Source organism: Sphingobium trunci (assembly GCF_022664535.1).
In the GTDB taxonomy this organism is placed as follows: Bacteria; Pseudomonadota; Alphaproteobacteria; order Sphingomonadales; family Sphingomonadaceae; genus Sphingobium.
On sequence record NZ_JAKUJY010000003.1, the window covers coordinates 57,344 to 77,035 of the forward strand.

Below are 19,692 nucleotides of genomic sequence, written 5' to 3' on the forward strand. Positions count from 1 at the left end.
CACCTCATTTCCCGCCTGTTCCGCCCCCGCCTGTTCCGCCCCCGCCTGTTCCGCCCCCGCTCGTCCGGCGCAAGGTAAAGGGATCGCTGTGCACGATGCCCCTGATGACCGTCTGGATGCGGTATCCGTCCGCCGCGGCGCTGCGGCTGATCGCCCGGACCGCCGGCATGTCGCGCGCATCGATGCCACGGGCCAGCGCATAGGTCAGCAGCCGCTCCGTAAAGGCGCTGGCGAATTCGTCCTTGCGTGCCAGCAATATGTGCTGGAGCCCGGCAAGCCCGGCAAATTGCGTTCCGTCCGGCATCCGCGCCGATACGTCGATCGTCTGGCCCGCATCGGTCTGGCGGAAGCCGCCGACCGCGTCGAAATTCTCCAGCGCGAAGCCAAGCGGGTCCATCTTCACATGGCATGCCGCGCAACTGGGATTCTTGCGGTGCAGTTCGAGCTGTTCGCGCGCGGTCAGCAGGCGGCCGTCATGCTTGTCCTGAAGGGCGGGGACGTCGGGCGGAGGGGGAGGGGGCGGCGCTGCGAGCAGATTGTCGAGGATCCACTTGCCCCGCTTCACCACCGATGTGTGGTTGCCATAGGATGTGACGGTGAGGATGCTGGCCTGCCCCAGCAGGCCGCCGCGATGGGAGGCCGGGTCCAGGCTGACGCGGCGCATCGCGGTGCCGTTGACGCCGCCGATGCCATAATGTTCGGCCAGCCGCTGGTTGAGGAAGGTATAATCCGCCGCGATGAAATCGAGCAGGCTGCGGTTGGTCTGCAACACATAGCTGAAGAACATTTCGGTCTCGCGCGCCATGGCGCTGCGCAGCCGCGCGTCGAATTTGGGAAAGACGCTGATGTCGGGGCGCTGCTGGTCCAGATTGCGGAGGTAGAGCCACTGGCCGGCGAAATTCCTGGTGAGGGCTGCGGACTTCGGATCGGCCAGCATGCGCGTGACCTGCGCATCGATGACGCCGGGCTTCTGCAACTGGCCGCTTTCCGCGAGACGGAGCAGGGTGTCGTCGGGAATGCTGCTCCACAGGAAGAAGGAAAGGCGCGACGCCAGTTCCAGATCGGTGAGATGGCGCACCGAACCGGGCGTGCTGCCCGCGGGATCCCGTTCGACCAGGAAGAGGAAGTGGGGCGAGACGAGGATCGCCTCCACCGCCGCCTCGACGCCATGCTCGAAATCGGATTGTGCGCGTTCGCTGGCATAGACGCGCATCAGCGGGGCCATGTCGCCGGCGTTTACCGGACGGCGATAGGCGCGCCGGGCGAGCGTGGCGATGATGCGACGGGCGCAGGCCGGTTCGGCCGAGGCGCGGGAGGGCGTGCACAGGAAGATGCGCTGGCGGCTGGGCGTCCTGGCGATGCCGTGCGGTGAAAAGGGTCCGGCCACGTCAATCTGAAGCACGTCGCGCGGGAAATTCCGCTGCGAATAGCGCGGCGACATGCGATAGGATGGCACATCGACGGATTTCACCCGGACGCCATCGACGGACACGTCCATCGGCAGCATCACCGGCGCATCGGTGGGGATCGGCACCTTGTCCAGATCGTTGCGCACCGTCTGCACGCTTTCGTCGGGGGCAAGCTGGCGGCGGAAGGAGAGGCCGATGACATGCGTTCCGGCCTTCAGCGGCACCCGGACGCTGATCTTGTCCTCCTTCAACCGGTCCGTTTCATTGTTGGTGTTCGCGTTCAGCCAGCCGCTGATCTCGTAGTCGGCGTCATAGCGCGCATAATAGGTGAAGGCGCCGCCTCCCCGCGATCCGAGCGGCAGATCGTCGCTGGCGCGCTCATTATAGGCGGGGCGGCCGCTGTTCATGACCGAACCGTCCTTGGGCACTTCATAGGAAGTGACGAACTCCCTCGCGGAGGTGAGACCCGTCGCCATGCGGCCGACCTTGCCCGCGACGGCGACATAGCGGTCCATCAGGGTCGGCGAGACACTCAGCACATCGGCGATATTGTCGAAGCCATAGCCTGAATTGTCCTGCGGCAGGTCGCGGCTGACATCAATGTCGAGCGCCAGCAGGTCGCGCACGGCATTGGCATATTCGACGCGGTTGAGGCGGCGGATGGTGGCCCGGCCCGGATCGGGATGGGCAGCGGCATAGGCATCGAGCGAGCCTTCCAGCCACTGGACGAAGGCGGCCCTGGCGGCGGGGGTGGGCTGCGGCTTGTTCAGGGGCGGCATCTCCCCCTGCCGGACGCGGCGTAGCACTTTTTCCCAGATGTCGATATGGGCGCCGTGCTGAAGGTCCGCATTCTGCAGATCGTCCAGCGACAGATTGGCAATCCGGTCGCTGTCATTATGGCAGCGCGAGCAATAGTCGCCGAACAGATCGGGCGGAGCATCGGGCGCGACGGATGCGGTGGCGGCGGGCAGGGGCGGCGTCGCTTCCGGCCGGGCCAGGACGGATGCCGCAGCAACAAGGGCGCTCAACGCCAATATGCTTCCCGGCCAGGCCGGGCGCCACTTCAGGCTCATCAATGCCCCGTCCATTGCACGAACGGCATGTGCCGCTCATTCGGTCATAACGGACCACGGCCGGGCTTCCGCCGTTTGCCCGCCTGTTCCCCGTGCCCGTCGGCCTATTGTGGAACCGGAAGCGCGTCCATCGACGTTAATGGGACGACGGAATCGCAAAATTAGGGCGGCTTGCCGCCGCTCTGATTTAGGCAACGCGACGTCCGCAATATCCTCATTGAACATGATCTCGGCCGCCATCAGAAGGGCGGCACTATGGCTTCTGGGGCTTGGGGGTTAGGAAAATGCGCCGGTCTGCGTTGTTGATGGCATATTTGCTGAGTGCGGCACCGGTCATGGCCCGCACCCCTGCGCAGCCGCCTTCCAACGAGGCGCGGACCGCTGCCTATCTTGACAGCATCAAGGACAGCGGGCCGCGCCTGCGCGTGTTCCTGCAGGCCATGCCCAAGGGTGGCGATCTGCACAATCATGCGGGCGGCGCGAACTTCGCCGAGGATTATCTGCGCTGGGCGGCGGCGGACGGGCTGTGCATCACGGCCGAGGGCCATCATATCGTCGATCCCCCCTGCGACGCGCCCGGCCGGATGCCGGCGGCGGGGCTGGAGCAGAAATATCCGGATTATTCACGCGCCATCGACGCCCTGTCCACACGCGGTTTCGAGGCGGGTGTGGGTGATCCCACCGTGTCGGGCTATGACCGTTTCTTCGCGACATTCGATGCCTTCGGGCCTGCTTATGGGCGTCATGTCGGCGAGGCCATGGCGCTGGCCCGCGAGCAGGCGGCGGCCGATCACCTGTCCTATGTGGAACTCAGCACCGGGGCGCGGGCAGGCTGGGCGGTGGGCATGAAGATGGCCGACGCCGATGCGGGCGACCTACCCGCACTCTATGCCAAGGTCGCCCCGCTGCTGCCGGAGGCGGTGGCGAGCGCGCGGGCCGATTATGATCGCTATGAAACGGAGCGGGCGACGATCGACGGCTGCGGGACGGCGGCGGCGCGCCCTGCCTGCGGCGTGGAGATGCGCTACCTCTACACCGCCATCCGGACCAAGCCCGCCGCGCAGGTCTTCGCGCAATTGGCGTTCGGATTCGCGCTTGCGGAGGCCGACCCCCGCTTCGTCGGGATCAACATTGCCGCGCCCGAACATGACCCCGTTGCCGTGCGCGACTATGCGCTGCACATGCGGATGATCGCCTTTTTGAAAGCACGGCATCCCCAGGTGCCCATGTCCCTGCATGCCGGTGAACTGACGCTGGGACTGGTGCCTTCGCGCGATCTGGCCTTTCATATCCGCGACGCCGTGGAGGTCGCCGGTGCCCGCCGCATCGGCCACGGGATCGACATTTCCTATGAAACCGACGCGCCCTCGCTGCTCCGGCAAATGGCGCGGGACCGGGTGGCGGTGGAGATCAACCTCACCAGCAATGCCGTGATCCTGGGGGTGAAGGGCAAGGATCATCCGCTCGCGCTCTACCGGCAGGCGGGGGTGCCGGTGGTGCTCTCCACCGATGACGAAGGCGTGTCGCGCAGCGACATGACCAACGAATATCGGCGTGCCGTCACCGAACAGGGGCTGGGCTACCGGGATTTGAAGCAGATCGCGCGGGACGGGCTGCATTACAGTTTCCTGCCGGGCGCCAGCCTGTGGCAGGACCGCGCAGGCGGCACGCGTGTCGCGGCCTGCACGGTCATGGCTGCGCCCGGCTGCACTGCCTATCGTGCCGCCAATCCGAAGGCGGCGAAGGAATGGCAACTGGAACATGATCTCGCCGCGTTCGAGGCTATGCCGCGCTAACCCTTTCTCCCCGGCCGGGGAGGAGCAGGTTCAGGCCCACGGCGGTCACGGCGGCGGGCAACACGCCCGATCCCAGCAGGATGCGCAAGGTTTGCGGAAGCTGGCCGACGGCTTCGGGCTCCAGTTCCAGTCCCATGCCGATGGACAAGGCGATGCCGAAGATCAGCATGTTCCTCTGCGTCCAGGTGACGCCGGACAGCATGGCAACGGCGGCTGATGCCACCATCCCGAACATCAGGATAACGCCGCCGCCCAATACTTCTATGGGGATGGTGGTGATGAGCGCGCCGATCTTGGGCACCAGGCCGCACAGGATCAGGAACAGGGCGCCGATGGACACGACGTGGCGGCTCATGATGCCGGTCATGGCGATCAGCCCGACATTCTGGCTGAAGGATGTGTTGGGCATCGCGCCAAACAGTGCCGACAGCGCGGTGCCCACGCCGTCCGCACAGGTCGCGCCGATCAGTTCGCGATCGGTGGCTGGGCGGCCCGCCCCGCCTTCGCAGATGGCGGACACGTCGCCGATGGACTCGATCGCTGAAATGAAGCCCATCAGGCAGAAGCCGAGAATGGCCGATGCCGACAGGGAAAAGCCGAAATGGAAGGGGGAGGGGAGCATCACCCAGCCCGCGGAGCCGACCGTCGCGAAGGAAACCCGCCCCATCGCCACCGCCACGGCATACCCGGCGGCAAGACCCAAAAGGACCGATGCGGTCGACCAGATGCCCCGCGCGAAAAAGCTGAGGCCGAGCGTGGTCGCGATCACGACGATGGCCAGCAGCCAGCTTTCAGCCGCGCCATAGGCTGCCGTGCCGCGCGCGGGAACACCGCCTGCCGCATATTGTACCCCCACGCGCATCAGCGTGAGGGCGATCATCAGGACGACAAGGCCCGTGACCATGGGTGGCAGGGCGAAGCGGATGCGGCCGACAAAGCTGCTGAGGACGGCATGGAACAGCCCACCGAAAATGGCGGCGGTGGCCAGCGGCGCCATGGCGGACGGTCCATGTCCCGTGACGATCGGCAGCATCACCGGCAGGAAGGCGAAGCTGGTCCCCTGGACAAGGGGGAGGCGCGCACCGATCCGGCCGATGCCTACCGTCTGCAACAGCGTGGCGATGCCCGCGAACAGCATCGACATCTGGATCAGATAGATCAGTTCGCGCGGGTCGGGGGAGCCGAAGCCGAAACCGGCCGCCCCCGCCACGATGATGGCGGGGGTGATGTTGCTGACGAACATGGCCAGCACATGCTGGATGCCCAGCGGAATGGCGATCGCCAGCCCGGGAAAATGGTCCGGGTCGCGGGCCTCCGCCGCCGTCATCAAGGCACGGCCTGGCCTTGCCGACGGAGACAGGCCTTCGACCGCCGGGACCGTCATTGCGGGATCGTGTCCTCATAATGGTCCCAATGGGCCAGCAGTTCGTCGATGACCTTCGATCCGACGGCATAAAGGCTTTCGAGCGAGGCACGCATGCCCGAATAGCCCTCATTTTCATGGAGAAGATTGTCGGCGGCGGTGACGCCCGGCGGCGGCATGGTATAGTTGCTGCCCGCGCGCAGCACCATGAAGCGGTTCTTGTCCGCCCGCTTGATCCGGTCGAGATAGTCGATCGCCTGCCAGGTGCCGGTTTCCTCCATGGCGGATGTCACGAAATTGCCCTTGCCCTGGGTCCAGTAACGCACCCAGTCATTGGCCCAGTCGTTCATCAGCTTGCCGTGCCAGAAGGTGAGCGCCGCCAGTTGATCCCCTTCCAGGACGAAGGGCGGCCGCTGCGCATTGGGATAGCCCTGATATTTGGCGCGTTCTGCCTGGATGCCCGGATCGTCGGGCAGCTTCATGTTCTTGGTCAGGCCATAGGCCCAATCGGTCAGGCTGCGATTGACTTCGAATATCTCGCCATTGGGATGGGGCGGGCTGTTGTCGTTCGGACCCTGCTTATCGCGGGGGAAATAGCCATATTTCCAATCCTTGGGGATTTCGCGCGGATCGATTTCATGCGCCAGGTCTCCATCGACCAGATAGCGCGCCCAGGCCGCCGATCCGATCGACGCGTCTTGCGGATCAATCCCGGCAATGCCCGCGACCAACCAATAGGCGTGGCTGAGGTCGAAACGCTGGTCGAGGCCCAGCGCCATGGTGGCGGCTGCCGACTTGATGTTGCCGACGCCCGTGACCATGGCCAATATCTGGCTGTCCGGATTATAATAAAGGTCGTGATAGGATTGGGGGAAGGGGATTCGCATGTCGAGATGGCGGCGCTCCTTCCAAAGTTGAAATTCGCCGGGGGCGTCACCGCTGTCCTTGCCGATTTCGAACATGGTGACGATGACGACGCGCACCGGCAATGCATGAGCGCAAGGGCCGCCGGGGGCGCAGCTTTCCACTGCCGCGGGCGCGGCTTTCTGCTCCGTGGCGGCGCTGGCCATATTCTGCCAGCCGAAAAACAAGAGTGCGGCCGGGAGGATCGCAGCGCGTGACGGAAACTTCATGAAGTCATGCTTTCGAATGGGACAGGAAGTAGGTGCAGGGGGCGCCGGTTCGCACCGGCGCCCCCCGCGCATGTCGTCAGAATTTATAGCGGATGGTAGCCTGGAAGCTGCGCGGCTTTTCGGGCAGGACGATGGTGCTGCCGAACAGTTCGGTGAAGTTGGCGCGGAAATATTCCTTGTCCGTGACATTCTTCACCACCAGGCGGAACAGCCAGGGGCCGGTTTCATAGGATGCGCCCAGATCGAGCAGCGTATATCCCGGCAGCTTCACCGCCCGCGACTGGCCCGAATAGACCGAGTCCACCTTCACCGTGCTGGCACTCAGCGCAATGCCATTGTCGAACGCGTAGGTGGCGGTGGCGGAATAGGTGTTGGTCGGGATGCCCTGCCGCCGCGATGCTTCCTTGCTGGTGATCGGGATGAAACCACCGGGCTGCCCGCCCAGGAACAGCGTCGGGTCGGTGACGTTCACCATATCCTCGATACCGAAGAAGCTGAATGCGCGTCCTGCATTGTAGAAGGTCAGGTTATAGACCTTGGTATTGGTATAGGCGCCGGTCAGCAGAAGGTGACGATCGACCGACCAGCGGGCTTCGGCTTCGACCCCCTTGGTCTCGACGGCCTGGTTTACGGTCACCGACTGGGAACTATAGTCGGTGCGCTTCTGCTTGTAGACGGACAGGGCGGCATAGAGCCTGCCATTCAGCCAGCTGCCCTTGACACCGCCTTCATAGAGCTTGGACGCGCTGATGAAATTGCCGCCGGTGATGTTGCTGATGGCGACCTCCGCGCCCTGACCGGCGATGACGGTCGACTGGCGCGAGATGGTGCCATAGGGGATCAGGCCGAAGGGCAGCTTGTAGGAAATGCTGCCGGTCCAGGACCAGTCGCCATCGGTGTCGCTGGCGGTCAGGACGCTGGGTACGGTCTGTAATTTCGTCGGGTCGGTCGTCGATTTGACGTGGATGGAATCATACCGCGCGCCTGCGGTTACATCCAGGCCGAAATTGAAATCGAGGTCCATCAGGCCGGCCATGGAGAGATCGGTATAATAGCCCGTCAGATAGGTCGTATATTTACAGTTGCATTCGGTCGAGAGCAGGCGATCGGAAAGTGGCGTATAGCCCTGCGTCAGGTCGACGCGATGGAAATATTCGAAATTGAAGTCGTCGCCATGCCGGAAATGCGTGTAGCGGATCGATGGCGATGCCTGGAAGGAGAATTTGCCCAGATCGCTTTCGATCTTCTTCGAAATGGTGATCTTGTTTTCCATGACGTAGGAGTTATGGAACTGGGAAAAACCATAGGCATTCTCGTTCAGATTTTTATATCCGTCGTAGAAGAACTGGTTCTTGATCTCCCAATCATTGCCTGCATCATAGATAATGTCGAAATAAGCGGTCTTGGCCGTGTTGTTCAGCTTGTCATTGGGGCCGGTCAGTACGTCCCGGCGGCTCAATGTGGTTGTGCCCGTATTCTGCAACGCCAACCAGGGATAGGCAGTGAAGCTGGCATTGGTCACTGTTGCCGGACCAGCGAAGAAGAAGGGATTGAAACTGCCGACTGCCTGGAATTCGCTCTGTGACAACTGGCCGTCGCCGTTGGTATCCAGCGGTTTCGCCGTGCCGGTGATATAGGTGCCATGATCGACCAGCGCCTGCGTCAGGCGGTTCCAGCCGCCATTCTGCTGACCCTTGTAATCATGATACATGCCGCCGAATTCGATCCGCAGCGAACTGCTGAGATCCGCGTCGAAGGAGGACTGGAGGATGGTCTGCCGCGTCGACATGTTGCGGTAGTAGCTGCCTGAATCTTCCACCTCGCCATAGAGGCTGTATCCGAACTCTTGGCTGCCCAGCTTGGCCGGGCCGCGGACGCTGGCGCTCAGATCCTTCTTGCCCCAGCTGCCGGTGACGAAACTGATATCGCCTTCAGGTTCGGTCAGCAGCGACCCGCCCTTGCCGCGCGCCGATTTCGGCACGAAATTCATGTAGCCGCCGGTCTTGGACGGGCCGAAGATCGGCGAAGCCGGGCCGCGGACGATGTCGATGCGGTCGGAGGCTCCGATCGGCGTCGGATAGTTGCCCGGATTGTCGAGGCGGCGCATGCCGCGGAAATAGACTTCGCCCGGCGTGCCGCGAATGTCGAGCGCGCCGCCCACCCCGAAGAAGGAGTTTGTGAAGGTGCCCGGCGCCTGGGCGACCAGGTCGTAGATATCGGTAATGCCGAACCGTTCCATCTGCTCGCCGCTGATGCTGGAAGCAGAGCGCGGGGTTTCGAGAAGCGTCTTGCCGAAGCCGAAGACCGAACCGATATCGTCGGTGGGCAGGGCGTTGAGGGCGCCGGTGACGACGATCGTGTCGGCCGCGTTTTCCGTCCCGGCGGGGTCAGGTGCCTGTGCCCAAGCCGCCTGGGTCAGCGCGGTGCAGGAAAGCAGGCCCGCCGCGCTCAGAGCCATGGATCTGCGCAGATAGCCTCGCCGGAATTTCGCATCCTTGCTTACAGCAACTTTATGTATCGCCATCGAAATGTCCCCTTTTTTTGTCCGCCGAGCCATCGATTATGCGCAGCTCATCCGGCCATTTTACCCGGTCCCACATCCCTCCCACATATTTGAAAATCCGCGGCTCTTGGTCATTATGCCGCTTTCAGCAGCATCGAAATTTCAGTTGGCCGACCTGTTTTCCTGTTTTGATTTCGAAACACTGGAATCGCATCCAGTTACCCCTGGCACAGGAAGGGTCATTGCCTCCCCCGTGGATTTCCTGAATCGCACCTGCGGCCCGCATTCCCGTCCGGAAAAGGCGCGCGGACCCCGCCCTGTCATGATTGACAGCAGGAGGAACTGACGGTCCAGTTGCGGAGAATGGGGGCAGCGGCGGCATCAGCGTCGCCGGACGAGCGCATATATGCGCACCGATTGAAGCCGGAATATGGCCGGTCTGGTCACCCTTGCTATCACCCCCAAATGTTGCAGCAGAAATTAAACGCTTGACCTGATGCGTTCAAACGCAATGAACTCGACAGAGCGTTGCCATAATTAGAGTGGGTTCGATGCCGGCCTTTTCCCGTTTCCTGCGTTATTTCATGGCCGTCGGCCGATTGGGGTCGATACGCAAGGCGGCGGAGGAACTGAATATCTCCGCCTCGGCCATCGATCGGCAGATTCTGAATGTCGAAGCCGACATCGGCATGCCGCTGTTCGAACGCTTGCCCACCGGCCTGCGACTGACGGCGGCCGGTGAAATCATGATGGCGGCGGGCATGAAATGGCAGAAGAATCTGGTCGACGTGCGTGCCCAGATCGCGGATCTGCGGGGTTTGAAGCGCGGCCATGTGGACATTGCCATCATCGACGCATTGGCCAAGGGATATATTCCATCGGCGATACGCTCCATTCAGAGCCGTTATCCGGGCATCAGCATTGGCGTCAGGGTGCAGGAAAATGACGCGGTACGCGCGTCCATCGCCCGGGGCGAGGTGGATTTCGGCATATTGTTCGAACCGCGAACGTTCCGCGACCTGACCGTCAGGGCATTTGTGGAGGTAGTGCTGGGATTCCTGACCCCGGCGGGGCATCCGTTCGGTGCCCAGCGCGAGGCCCGCTTTTCCGACAGCTTCGGTTCACCCCTGATCGTCCCGGCCGAACCATTGGCGGTGTGCCAGCAGGTTGCGGTGCTCGAAGGGGTGAATGGCGTGGTCCTCGACCGGGCGGTCAGTTCGGACAATATCCAGATGATTACGTCTCTGGTGCTCCAGGGGGCAGGCATCGGTATTCTGACCTCGCTCGACGTGATTACCGAAGTGCGCCGTGGCCTTCTATCCTTCACCAAGATTTCCGACCCGATATTGCGTCCCATGACCCTTGCGCTGTGCACGGCGACGGCGCGTACTCCATCCTATGCGGCCAATATTGTTCTGGGGGAGATTGAGAACGGTTTTGCCGAGCTCAGCTATCCGGTGTCGATTGAGGCCGGCGCGGATATGGACAACTGATTGCTTGCGCGGTGCAGAGCCGATAAGCGAGGAGATCAACTTGACCCTTCAACTGGATTCGCCTTGATGAGCAGTTCTGCCGACCCTATTCTCCATCCCATCAGCTATGAGGCATTTCTGGCTGATGTGCAGACGCTGGCGCGCAAGATCGAGCAGGACGAGTGGAAACCCGACTTCATCATCGGCGTGGGCCGGGGCGGGTTGGTGCCGGCCGTCTATATTTCGCATCAACTCAAGCTGCCGATGCTCTCGGTCGATCACAGCTCCAAGGTTCCGGGATTTGCCGACGAACTGCTGGGCAAGGTTGCGGCCAAGAGCGCGGCGGGCGTCCGCCTGCTGTTCGTCGACGACATCAACGACAGCGGCGGCACCATCGATTATATCCGGCGGCTGCTGGGCGACAATGGCTGTGAGGCTGGCAATCTGCGCTTTGCCGTGCTGCTGAACAACAGCCGCTCCCGCGCTTCGGTCGATTACTGGTCGGACATGATCGATCGCGATGTCGACAAGCGCTGGTTCGTCTTTCCCTGGGAAGCGGTAGGCAAGAATGAGACTATCGTGGCGGAAGCGCTGTCCGTTCCCGAGCGTCTGGCCTGATCCTTCAACTCTGAAGAATAGAGCGCCGTAGCATCGGATAGCGGCGGAGCCAGCCTTTCGCCGCGATCCGGGCTTCGAATTGCGCATATTTGGCGCCGGAGAAGGCAGACGTCGGCGCCAGCTTCAGGGAGAACAGATCCTCCAGTCCCAGCGGTGCGTTAACCTCCAGCAGCCCGTCATCCGTCAGCCTGATTGCCACCGCGGTGGCCGTTTCCGGCCAGAAGGTCATGGCGTCGGCGACCGACCGGTAGGGCCGGTCTCCATTGCGTGTGTGCATCCGGGCCTGATTCTTGACGGACCAGTCGAACTGAGGCAATCGGCGCGAAAGACCGGTTCCGATTGCGACGTCCCATGCTGCATCCCGTCTATCGGGATTGAACCAGACCGTGTCGACATCGCCATAGGGTGGTCGCGGCGCATAACCATGAAGATGGTCCCAGACGGCGTCGCGCACAAAACCTGCGGCGATCCAGCAATCAGTGAGGCCGAGTGAGCGCACCGCCCGAAGCGCCGACAATCGCGCCGCGTCGGCCAGGATCAAGGCCGTCAGATCGCCCCGGTAGCGCATACGAGCGCCGATTCCGCCTCAGTGCGCCGCGAGCCAGGCATCGACCTGCTCCACATGCTTGCGGGCGATGTCGGCGGGCAGGAAAGAGCCGGTGAAGCTGTTGCGGGCAAGCTCGGCCAGTTCCGCCTTGCCCAATCCCCGTCCGGCGGCGATGGCGCGATAATTGTCGGCGACATAGCCGCCAAAATAGGCGGGATCGTCGGAATTGACCGTTGCCTTCAGGCCCAGCGCCAACATCCGGTCGATCGGATGATCCTCGATCCGGTCTACGACGCAGAGCTTGAGGTTGGAAAGCGGGCAGACGGTCAGCGTCATGCCGGATTGCACGAGGCGATCGACCAGCGCGTTATCCTCCAGTGCCCGGTTGCCATGGTCGATGCGTTCGACCTTCAGCAGGTCCAGCGCCTGCTTCACATAGTCGGGCGGGCCTTCCTCCCCCGCATGGGCGACAAGGCGCAATCCCCTGGCGGCGGCGGCGGTGAAGACTCGGGCGAATTTTTCCGGCGGATGTCCCAGTTCGGAGGAATCGAGCCCGACCGCCATGATACGGTCGAGCCAGGGCTCGGCCATGGCCAGCGTTTCGAAAGCGGTTTCCTCGCTCAGATGGCGCAGGAAGCTCATGATCAGGTTGCTGCTGATGCCATGCCGCGTCTCGGCCTCTTCCATGGCGGAAAGCAGGCCTTCGATCACCTCGGCAAAGGGGATTCCGCGATCGCTATGGGTCTGCGGGTCGAACATGATTTCGGCATGCACCACCCCGTCCGCGGCCGCCCGGTCGAAATAGGCGGCGGCGAGGTCGTGGAAATCCGCCCTAGTCCGCAACACGTCCGCGCCCGCATAATAGATGTCGAGGAAATCCTGAAGATTGCCGAAGGCATAGGCTGCCCGCACTTCCTCCACCGATGCATAGGGAATGGATATGCCATTGCGCCGGGCAAAGGCGAACATCTGTTCAGGTTCCAGGCTTCCCTCGATATGCAAGTGGAGTTCGGCCTTGGGCAGGCCGGTGATGAAGGCGTCGAGATCGGTCATCATCCTGATCTAGGGAGCCGTCAGCCGGGCGGCAAATGCAATATTCGCCATGGGGCGTTGCCCGGTTGCATGCGGAAAAGGGATCAGCCGATGCCGTCGATCCAGTCCGGCAGTTGCGCCAGCCGATGCAACTGACCGAAGCGGGGATGAGCGGACGGCATGGCGGCCTGTTCATGCGCCCACGCCCCGTCCTGCGGGATATAGGCCGCCCACGCGCCAGCGGTCAGTGCGGGGTGGATATCGGACCGCAGCGAATCCCCCGCCATCACCGTTTCTTCGCCCTGGACCGCATATTGGGCGAAGATGCGGCGGAAGGTGTCGGGCGTCTTGTCGCTGACGATCTCGATCCCGCTGAACAGGTCGCCGAGGCCCGATGCCGCAAGCTTGCTTTCCTGATGGAGCAGGTCACCCTTGGTCACCAGCACGAGCCGGCCCCGATCCGCGAGCCGCTCCAGCGTTTCCATCACATTGTCGAACAGCTCGACGGGATGCGCCAGAAGGGTGCGCCCCGCGTCCAATATGCCCTCTACCAGCGATCTCGACAGGGATTCCCCGGCCAGTTCGACGGCGGTCTCGATCATCGACAGGGTGAAACCCTTGGCGCCATAGCCATAGAGTTTGAGGTTGCGCGTTTCGCAGGCGATCAGCGTTTCGCGCGCCACATTGGCGTCGGCGAAGGGCTGGAGCATGTCCACGAGCGCATCTTCGGTGGCGTTGAAATGGCGCATATTGTGCCAGAGCGTATCGTCGGCATCGAGGCAGATCAGCTTGATCGTCATGATATTCGCTTCGCGTCGCGGCTCCAGGCGCATTCGCCCATGATGTAGGTCCGGGCGATGGCCCGGTCGTCCCCCAATATCTGCAACGCGAAGAGGCGTTCGGCAAGCGTTGCATCGCGCGTTCGCCGGGCGAGCAGCAGCGTGGCCGCATCGTCCAGCATCACGAAATCCGCCTCCTGCCCCGGCTCCAGTCCGCCCACCCGATGGTCGATATGGAGCAGCGCCGCGCTTCCCGCTGTCGCCAGCCAGAGCGCGCGGAACGGATCGAGCGCATGGCCACGCGCCAGCGCGGCCTGATAGGCAAGGCCCGCCGTATGCAGCATGGAAAAGCTGGTTCCCGCGCCGATATCGGTGGCAAGGCCGGTGCGCACGCCATGGCGGCAGGCCTGGCCGAAGTCGAAGAAGCCGGACCCCAGGAACAGGTTGGAACTGGGACAGACGGCGATGCCCGCGCCGCTTTCCGCCAGCCGCGTGCAGGACCGGTCGTTGAGATGGATGCCATGTGCGAAGACGGAACGCGCACCGACAAGGCCGAACCGGTCATAGACGTCCAGATAATCGGCCGCATCGGGAAAGCGGGCCGCGACGGCCGCGCATTCCCGTTCATTTTCCGCCAGATGGGTGTGGAGCAGGACGTCCGAATGCCCGGCAAGCAGCTCCCCGGCAAGGGCAAGCTGCGCGTCGGTCGAGGTCAGCGCGAAACGCGGCGTTACCGCATAGCCCAGCCGCCCCCGGCCGCGCCAGCGCCGGATCAGCGCCTCGCTTTCGCTGCGGGCACTGTCCACCGTGTCGCGCAGCCCTTCGGGACCAAGGTCCATCAGCACCTTGCCCGACAAAAGCCGCATGTTGCGGTCGAGCGCGGCATCAAACAGGACGTCGACCGAATGTTCGTGAACGGTGGGAAAGACGAGCGCGCTGGTGGTCCCGTTGCGCAGCAGTTCGTCCAGGAAGGCCCCGGCGACGGAGGCCGCATGAACACGGTCGGCAAAGCCCTTTTCCGCCGGAAAGACGTGGCGGTCGAGCCAGTCGAGCAACTGTTCGCCATAGGAGGCGATCCTGTCCATCTGCGGATAATGGACATGCGCATCGATGAAGCCCGGCACGATGAGACCGGGCAGCTTTTCCACCGCCAGCTTCGGATAGCGGCCGATCAGCGCATCATGATCGCCGCGCGCGATGACGATTCCATCTTCGACGACCAGCAGGCCGTCTCGCTCGTGCCGCACGGCTTCGGCATCGCCGCGCGGATCGCGCGGGACGGACAGCAATTCGCCGCGAAAACCCCTGATCGTCATATCGTCCTCAACTGGAGAAGTTGCGCCAGCGTGGCAATGGCGATCACGTCGGGTTCCTTGCCGACTATGCCTTCGACCCCGATCGGCGTTGTCAGCCGGGCACGGGATTGTGCTGGGATGCCGTCCCGTTCCAGCCGGGCGTGGAAACGGGCTTTTTTGGTCGCGGAACCGATCAGCCCGACGAAGTCGAGGGGCGGCCGGGTGAGCGCCGCCCGCGTCAGCCGGTAATCGAGCGCATGGTCATGGGTCAGGATGACAACGGCGCTGTCGTCCGGCGCTTCGGCGACGCATTGTTCGATGGCGGTTTCGGGCACGACGGCGACGCCCTCGATCGTCTCGAAGACCGGCCGCGTGTCGAACCAGGCGAGGCGGAAGGGCAAGCCATGGGCATGGCGGGCAATGGCCTGCCCCACATGACCGGCACCGAACAGATAGACGGGGCGGCGGTGCTGGCCGATGATCTCGGTCAGGCAGGCACCTTCGCGCGGGCGGTCCCCGCGGGCGGAAAGGGGGGTGGGCACGGCGTCTCCGCTGATGTGCCGATCGATGCGTTCGGGAAGAAGGCGGGAGACCAGCACCCGTTCCTCCCCCGCCTCGTTCAGCCAGTCCAGGGCACCGGCATCGACATGTTCCACCAGCAGCCGCACGCGGCCGCCGCAGCATTGGCCGAGCAGAGGCCCCAGCGGATAATCCTGAACCCGCCAGCTTCCGGGCGGCAGGGACAGGATTGCGCGGGCCTGTTCGATGGCCCGAAATTCGAGCTGGCCGCCGCCGATGGTGCCGAAAAGCGCGTCGTCCGTCACCAGCATCCGCGTGCCCGCACCGCGCGGCGCGGAGCCTTCGCTGGCGAGCACGCTCACCAGCGCTGCGGGTTTCCGGCCTGGAATGTCACGCAACCAGTCGAGCCACTCGCTCATGCGGCGCGATGCCCGGCGATGGCGCGCAATATCTTCTCCGGCGTTGCGGGCGCATCGAGGGGGGGGAGTGAGCGGATATCGGGCGCCGTTGCGGCGATGGCCCGGCTTAACGCTGAAAAAACCGAGATGGCGAGCATGAAGGGAGGCTCGCCCACGGCCTTGGAGCGGTTGATCGTGGGTTCCACATTCTCTCCGTCCCATAATGAAATGGTGAACTGGCGCGGCCGGTCGGAGGCGGTCGGGATCTTGTAGGTGGCGGGCGAATGGGTGAGCAGGCGGCCCTTGTCGTCGAACACCAGTTCCTCTGTGGTCAGCCAGCCCTGGCCCTGGATGAAGCCGCCCTCGATCTGGCCGATGTCGATGGCCGGGTTCAGCGAGCGGCCTACATCGTGGAGGATATCGACCGCCAGCACCCGATGCTCGCCGGTCAGCGTGTCGATCGCCACTTCGCAGACCGCCGCGCCATAGGCGAAATAATAGAAGGGCCGCCCCTGGTGCGTGTCGCGGTCATAGGCGATGTCGGGGGTCGCGTAAAAGCCGGTGGAGGAAAGCGGGACGCGCGCCAGATGCGCCTTGCGGCACAGTTCGCCGAAGCCCAGGCGCTGCTGCCCTACGGTCACGCCCTCGGGCGTGAAATGCACCTCATCCTCGGCGCAGCCGAAGCTGCGCGCGGCGAAGGCGGTCAGCCGGTCGCGTATCGCCATCGCGCCCTGACAGGCGGCCATGCCGTTGAGGTCAGCGCCGGATGAGGCGGCGGTGGCCGAGGTGTTGGGCACCTTGTCGGTCCGGGTGGCGGTGATCCGCACCTGCGTTACCGGCACCTGGAACACGTCGGCGACGACCTGAGCCACCTTGATGTAGAGGCCCTGCCCCATTTCGGTGCCGCCATGATTGATCTGGATGCTGCCGTCGGCATAGACCAGCACCAGCGCGCCCGCCTGGTTGAGATGGGTGGTGGTGAAGCTGATGCCGAACTTGACCGGCGTCAGCGCGATACCTTTCTTGAGGATGGGACTGGAGGCGTTGAAGGCGTCGATCTGCGCGCTGCGGGCGTCGTAGCGGGCTTCGCTGCGCAGCCGGGCGATCATCTGGGGCGCGATATTGTCGGTGATCGTCATGCCATAGGGCGTCACGTCCCGCCCCGGCCCATAGAGATTGGCCGTCCGCACCGTGATCGGATCGATCCCCAGATGCGCCGCGACGGCATCCATCACCCGCTCGATCGCGATCATGCCCTGCGGCCCGCCAAAGCCGCGAAAGGCGGTGTCGGACACGGTGTTGGTCTTCAGCCTTTCCGAGACGATCTCGACATCGGGCAGCCAGTAGCAATTGTCGCTGTGGAACATCGCCCGGTCGTTGATCGCCGGGGACAGATCGACCGTGGCGCCGCAGCGCGAGGCGAGGCGGAGTTGCAGCCCCAGCACATGGCCGTCATCGTCGAAGCCCGCATCATAGGCGATGTGGAAGGCGTGGCGCTTTCCGGTCATCACCATGTCGTCGTCGCGGTCGCAGCGGAACTTGGCTGGGCGCCCGCTATGGTGCGCGACGAGCGCGGCTGCGGCGGCGAACAGCGCGGCCTGCGTCTCCTTGCCCCCGAAGGCGCCGCCCATGCGCCGTACCTCCACCGTCACGTCGGCGGAGGAGCGGCCGAGCATATGGGCGACCAGATGCTGGACCTCGCTGGGATGCTGGGTGGAGCAGAGCAGATGGATCTGGCCATCCTCCAGAGGGGTGGCGACGCTGACCTGTCCCTCCAGATAGAAATGATCCTGCCCGCCCATGTCGAAGCTGCCCGGCAGGCGATGCGGCGCTGCTGCGAGCGCGGCTGCGGCGTCGCCGCGCGCCATGCGCTGGGTCGGTTCGATCAGCGATCCGGCCTCCCGTGCCGCTTCTATGGTCAGCAGCGCGGGCCGGGGCGCATAGTCGATCCTGCCGAGCCGCGCCGCCTGCCGCGCCGCCTGGCGGCTGGTCGCGGCGACCAGGAAGACGGGCTGCCCGACATGGATGACCTGCCCCTCCGCCAGCAGCCGGTCGTCGCCCGCGACCGGGCTGACATCGTTGGTGCCGGGGATGTCGGCGGCGGTGAGGACGGCGACGACGCCGGGGAAGGCGCGCACGGCGTCGAGGTCGATGGCAAGGATATCGGCATGCGCCTCGCTGCTCTGCCCGAAGGCGAGGTGGAGCATGTCGGCAGGCTCCGGCATGTCGTCGGCATAATGGGCTGCACCGGCGACATGCAGATGCGCGCTGTCATGGGGAAGGGCGGGCTTCACCAGCACGGGCCAGACGGGATCGCGTTCAGCCATGGCTTGCCTCCAGCGCGAACAGGTCGGCCTGTCCGCCCCGCGCCCGGTGCCACAGGCGGCGGAGCAGATTGGCGGCTGCTTCGGTCCGATAGGCGGCCGAGCCGCGCACGTCGGTCAGGGGCGCATAATCCCCGGCCAGTGCCTGCGCCGCGCGCTCGATCGTTTCGAAGGTGAAAGCATTTCCGGTGAGCGCGGCCTCGCAGGCGGACGCGCGGCGCGGCGTGGCGGCCATGCCGCCGAAGGCGATGCGGGCCGCCACGATCCGTCCATCCTTCACCTTGAGCGCGAAGGCGCCGCAGACCGCCGATATGTCGCTGTCGAAGCGCCGCGACAATTTGGAGATATGGACGATGTCGCCGGGGCCGGGGCGCGGCACGCGGATGCTCTCGACAAATTCCCAGGGGCGGCGGTCCTGCTGGCCATAGCCGAGGAAATAATCCTCCAGCGGCATGGTGCGCCGCCCGGCCGTGCTGCGCAGCGTCAGTTCGGCGCCCAGCGCGATCAGGGCAGGCGGGCCGTCGCCGATCGGCGATCCGTTGGCGATATTGCCGCCGACCGTGCCCGCATTGCGGACCTGAAGCCCGCCGATCCGGCGCGTCAGTTCGCCCAGGTCCGGATGGAGCCGGGCAAAGGCGGCATGCACGTCGGCATAGCGGACGGCGGCGCCGATGCGCAGGGCGTCCGGTGTCTCGTCGATCCCGCGCAATTCGGCGATGTCGCCGACGAAGACGAGCTTCTCCATGGTCTGAAGGCCCTTCGTCACCCACAGGCCGACATCGGTGGCGCCCGCCACCATGTGCGTGTCGGGATTGGCGGCCAATATCTCCGCCAGTTCATCCGCCGTGCGCGGCGCATACCATGTCCGGCCTTCATGAATGCCCGACGTGCAGGGCGTCCGGGCCAGCTGCCTCAGCCCCTCCAGCGTCGCTTCGTCGTCGCGGCGGAGGGTGGCGCATGTCTCGCCGGCCGCGAGGATCGGGCCATAGCCGGTGCAGCGGCAGAGATTGCCCGCCAGAACGTCCGCGACCGGCAATTCATGGCCGCTGGCACCAATGCTGCGGCCATAGAGCGACATGACGAAACCCGGCGTGCAGAAGCCGCATTGCGAACTGCCATTGGCCGCCATGCAGGCCTGAAGCGGGTTGAGCGCGCCGTCCCGCGCCAGGCTCTCGACCGTCAGCAGCGCCTTCCCGTCGAGCATCGGGAGGAAGAGGATGCAGGCATTGACCGATCGCCAGGCAACGGCCCGTCCGCCGGCATCCATTTCGCCCAGCAGCACCGTGCAGGCGCCGCAATCCCCCTCGGCGCAGCCTTCCTTGGTGCCGGTGCGCCGCATGCGGGTGCGCAGATGGTCGAGCAGCGTCGCGGTCGGATCGACGGCGTCGATGGCCACGACCTCGCCATCGAGCAGGAAACGCACGGTCATGT

14 protein-coding genes are annotated in these 19,692 nt (G+C 64.4%); 3 read left to right on the plus strand and 11 right to left on the minus strand.

Annotation, left to right across the window (positions count from 1 at the left end):
* Positions 1-4: 4 nt before the first annotated feature.
* Positions 5-2,482, minus strand: a complete 2,478-nt coding sequence (locus MJ601_RS03785; RefSeq protein ID WP_242123425.1) for a DUF1592 domain-containing protein — start codon at positions 2,480-2,482, stop codon at positions 5-7.
* Between the two features lie 335 nt (positions 2,483-2,817).
* On the opposite strand from MJ601_RS03785, the gene MJ601_RS03790 reads away from it, so the two are divergent.
* Positions 2,818-4,278: an adenosine deaminase family protein gene (locus tag MJ601_RS03790; protein WP_242123427.1), complete on the plus strand. Its 1,461-nt coding sequence runs from the start codon at positions 2,818-2,820 to the stop codon at positions 4,276-4,278.
* Here the strand turns inward: MJ601_RS03790 and MJ601_RS03795 are convergent.
* From MJ601_RS03795 to MJ601_RS03805, 3 genes are all read right to left on the minus strand, one after another.
* Entirely contained in the window at positions 4,265-5,662 is a 1,398-nt protein-coding gene (locus tag MJ601_RS03795; protein ID WP_242123429.1) for a uracil-xanthine permease family protein, read from the minus strand. The genes MJ601_RS03790 and MJ601_RS03795 overlap by 14 nt on opposite strands.
* Positions 5,659-6,774, minus strand: coding sequence for a purine nucleoside permease (locus MJ601_RS03800; RefSeq protein WP_242123431.1), 1,116 nt, complete (start codon positions 6,772-6,774; stop codon positions 5,659-5,661). The genes MJ601_RS03795 and MJ601_RS03800 overlap by 4 nt, the downstream gene beginning before the upstream one ends.
* Before the next feature lie 76 nt (positions 6,775-6,850).
* The gene (locus MJ601_RS03805) at positions 6,851-9,298 is read right to left on the minus strand and encodes a TonB-dependent siderophore receptor (protein ID WP_242123433.1); all 2,448 of its coding nucleotides are present in this window, start codon (positions 9,296-9,298) and stop codon (positions 6,851-6,853) included.
* 530 nt (positions 9,299-9,828) lie between these two features.
* On the opposite strand from MJ601_RS03805, the gene MJ601_RS03810 reads away from it, so the two are divergent.
* The gene (locus MJ601_RS03810) at positions 9,829-10,770 is read left to right on the plus strand and encodes a LysR family transcriptional regulator (RefSeq protein ID WP_242123436.1); all 942 of its coding nucleotides are present in this window, start codon (positions 9,829-9,831) and stop codon (positions 10,768-10,770) included.
* Between the two features lie 66 nt (positions 10,771-10,836).
* A complete protein-coding gene (locus MJ601_RS03815; protein ID WP_242123438.1) occupies positions 10,837-11,367 on the plus strand; it encodes a phosphoribosyltransferase in 531 nt (176 codons plus the stop codon).
* A 4-nt stretch (positions 11,368-11,371) separates the two neighbouring features.
* On the opposite strand, the gene MJ601_RS03820 is transcribed toward MJ601_RS03815, so the two are convergent.
* The 7 genes from MJ601_RS03820 to xdhA all read right to left on the minus strand — a co-directional run bounded on the left by MJ601_RS03820 (position 11,372) and on the right by xdhA (position 19,690).
* Positions 11,372-11,935, minus strand: coding sequence for a nucleotidyltransferase family protein (locus MJ601_RS03820; protein ID WP_242123440.1), 564 nt, complete (start codon positions 11,933-11,935; stop codon positions 11,372-11,374).
* Positions 11,936-11,953: 18 nt separating this feature from the next.
* Positions 11,954-12,967: an adenosine deaminase gene (locus MJ601_RS03825; RefSeq protein ID WP_242123442.1), complete on the minus strand. Its 1,014-nt coding sequence runs from the start codon at positions 12,965-12,967 to the stop codon at positions 11,954-11,956.
* Between the two features lie 83 nt (positions 12,968-13,050).
* Positions 13,051-13,746, minus strand: coding sequence for an HAD family hydrolase (locus tag MJ601_RS03830; protein WP_242123444.1), 696 nt, complete (start codon positions 13,744-13,746; stop codon positions 13,051-13,053).
* Positions 13,743-15,041 carry a guanine deaminase gene (guaD, locus tag MJ601_RS03835; protein WP_242123446.1) on the minus strand — a complete coding sequence of 433 codons (1,299 nt, stop codon included), beginning with the start codon at positions 15,039-15,041 and terminating at the stop codon, positions 13,743-13,745. Before guaD ends, MJ601_RS03830 begins: the two co-directional genes overlap by 4 nt.
* Positions 15,038-15,958 carry a xanthine dehydrogenase accessory protein XdhC gene (gene xdhC, locus MJ601_RS03840; RefSeq protein WP_242123449.1) on the minus strand — a complete coding sequence of 307 codons (921 nt, stop codon included), beginning with the start codon at positions 15,956-15,958 and terminating at the stop codon, positions 15,038-15,040. The genes guaD and xdhC overlap by 4 nt, the downstream gene beginning before the upstream one ends.
* A complete protein-coding gene (gene xdhB / locus MJ601_RS03845; RefSeq protein ID WP_242123451.1) occupies positions 15,955-18,264 on the minus strand; it encodes a xanthine dehydrogenase molybdopterin binding subunit in 2,310 nt (769 codons plus the stop codon). Before xdhB ends, xdhC begins: the two co-directional genes overlap by 4 nt.
* Positions 18,257-19,690, minus strand: coding sequence for a xanthine dehydrogenase small subunit (gene xdhA / locus MJ601_RS03850; RefSeq protein ID WP_242123453.1), 1,434 nt, complete (start codon positions 19,688-19,690; stop codon positions 18,257-18,259). The genes xdhB and xdhA overlap by 8 nt, the downstream gene beginning before the upstream one ends.
* Positions 19,691-19,692: the final 2 nt, after the last annotated feature.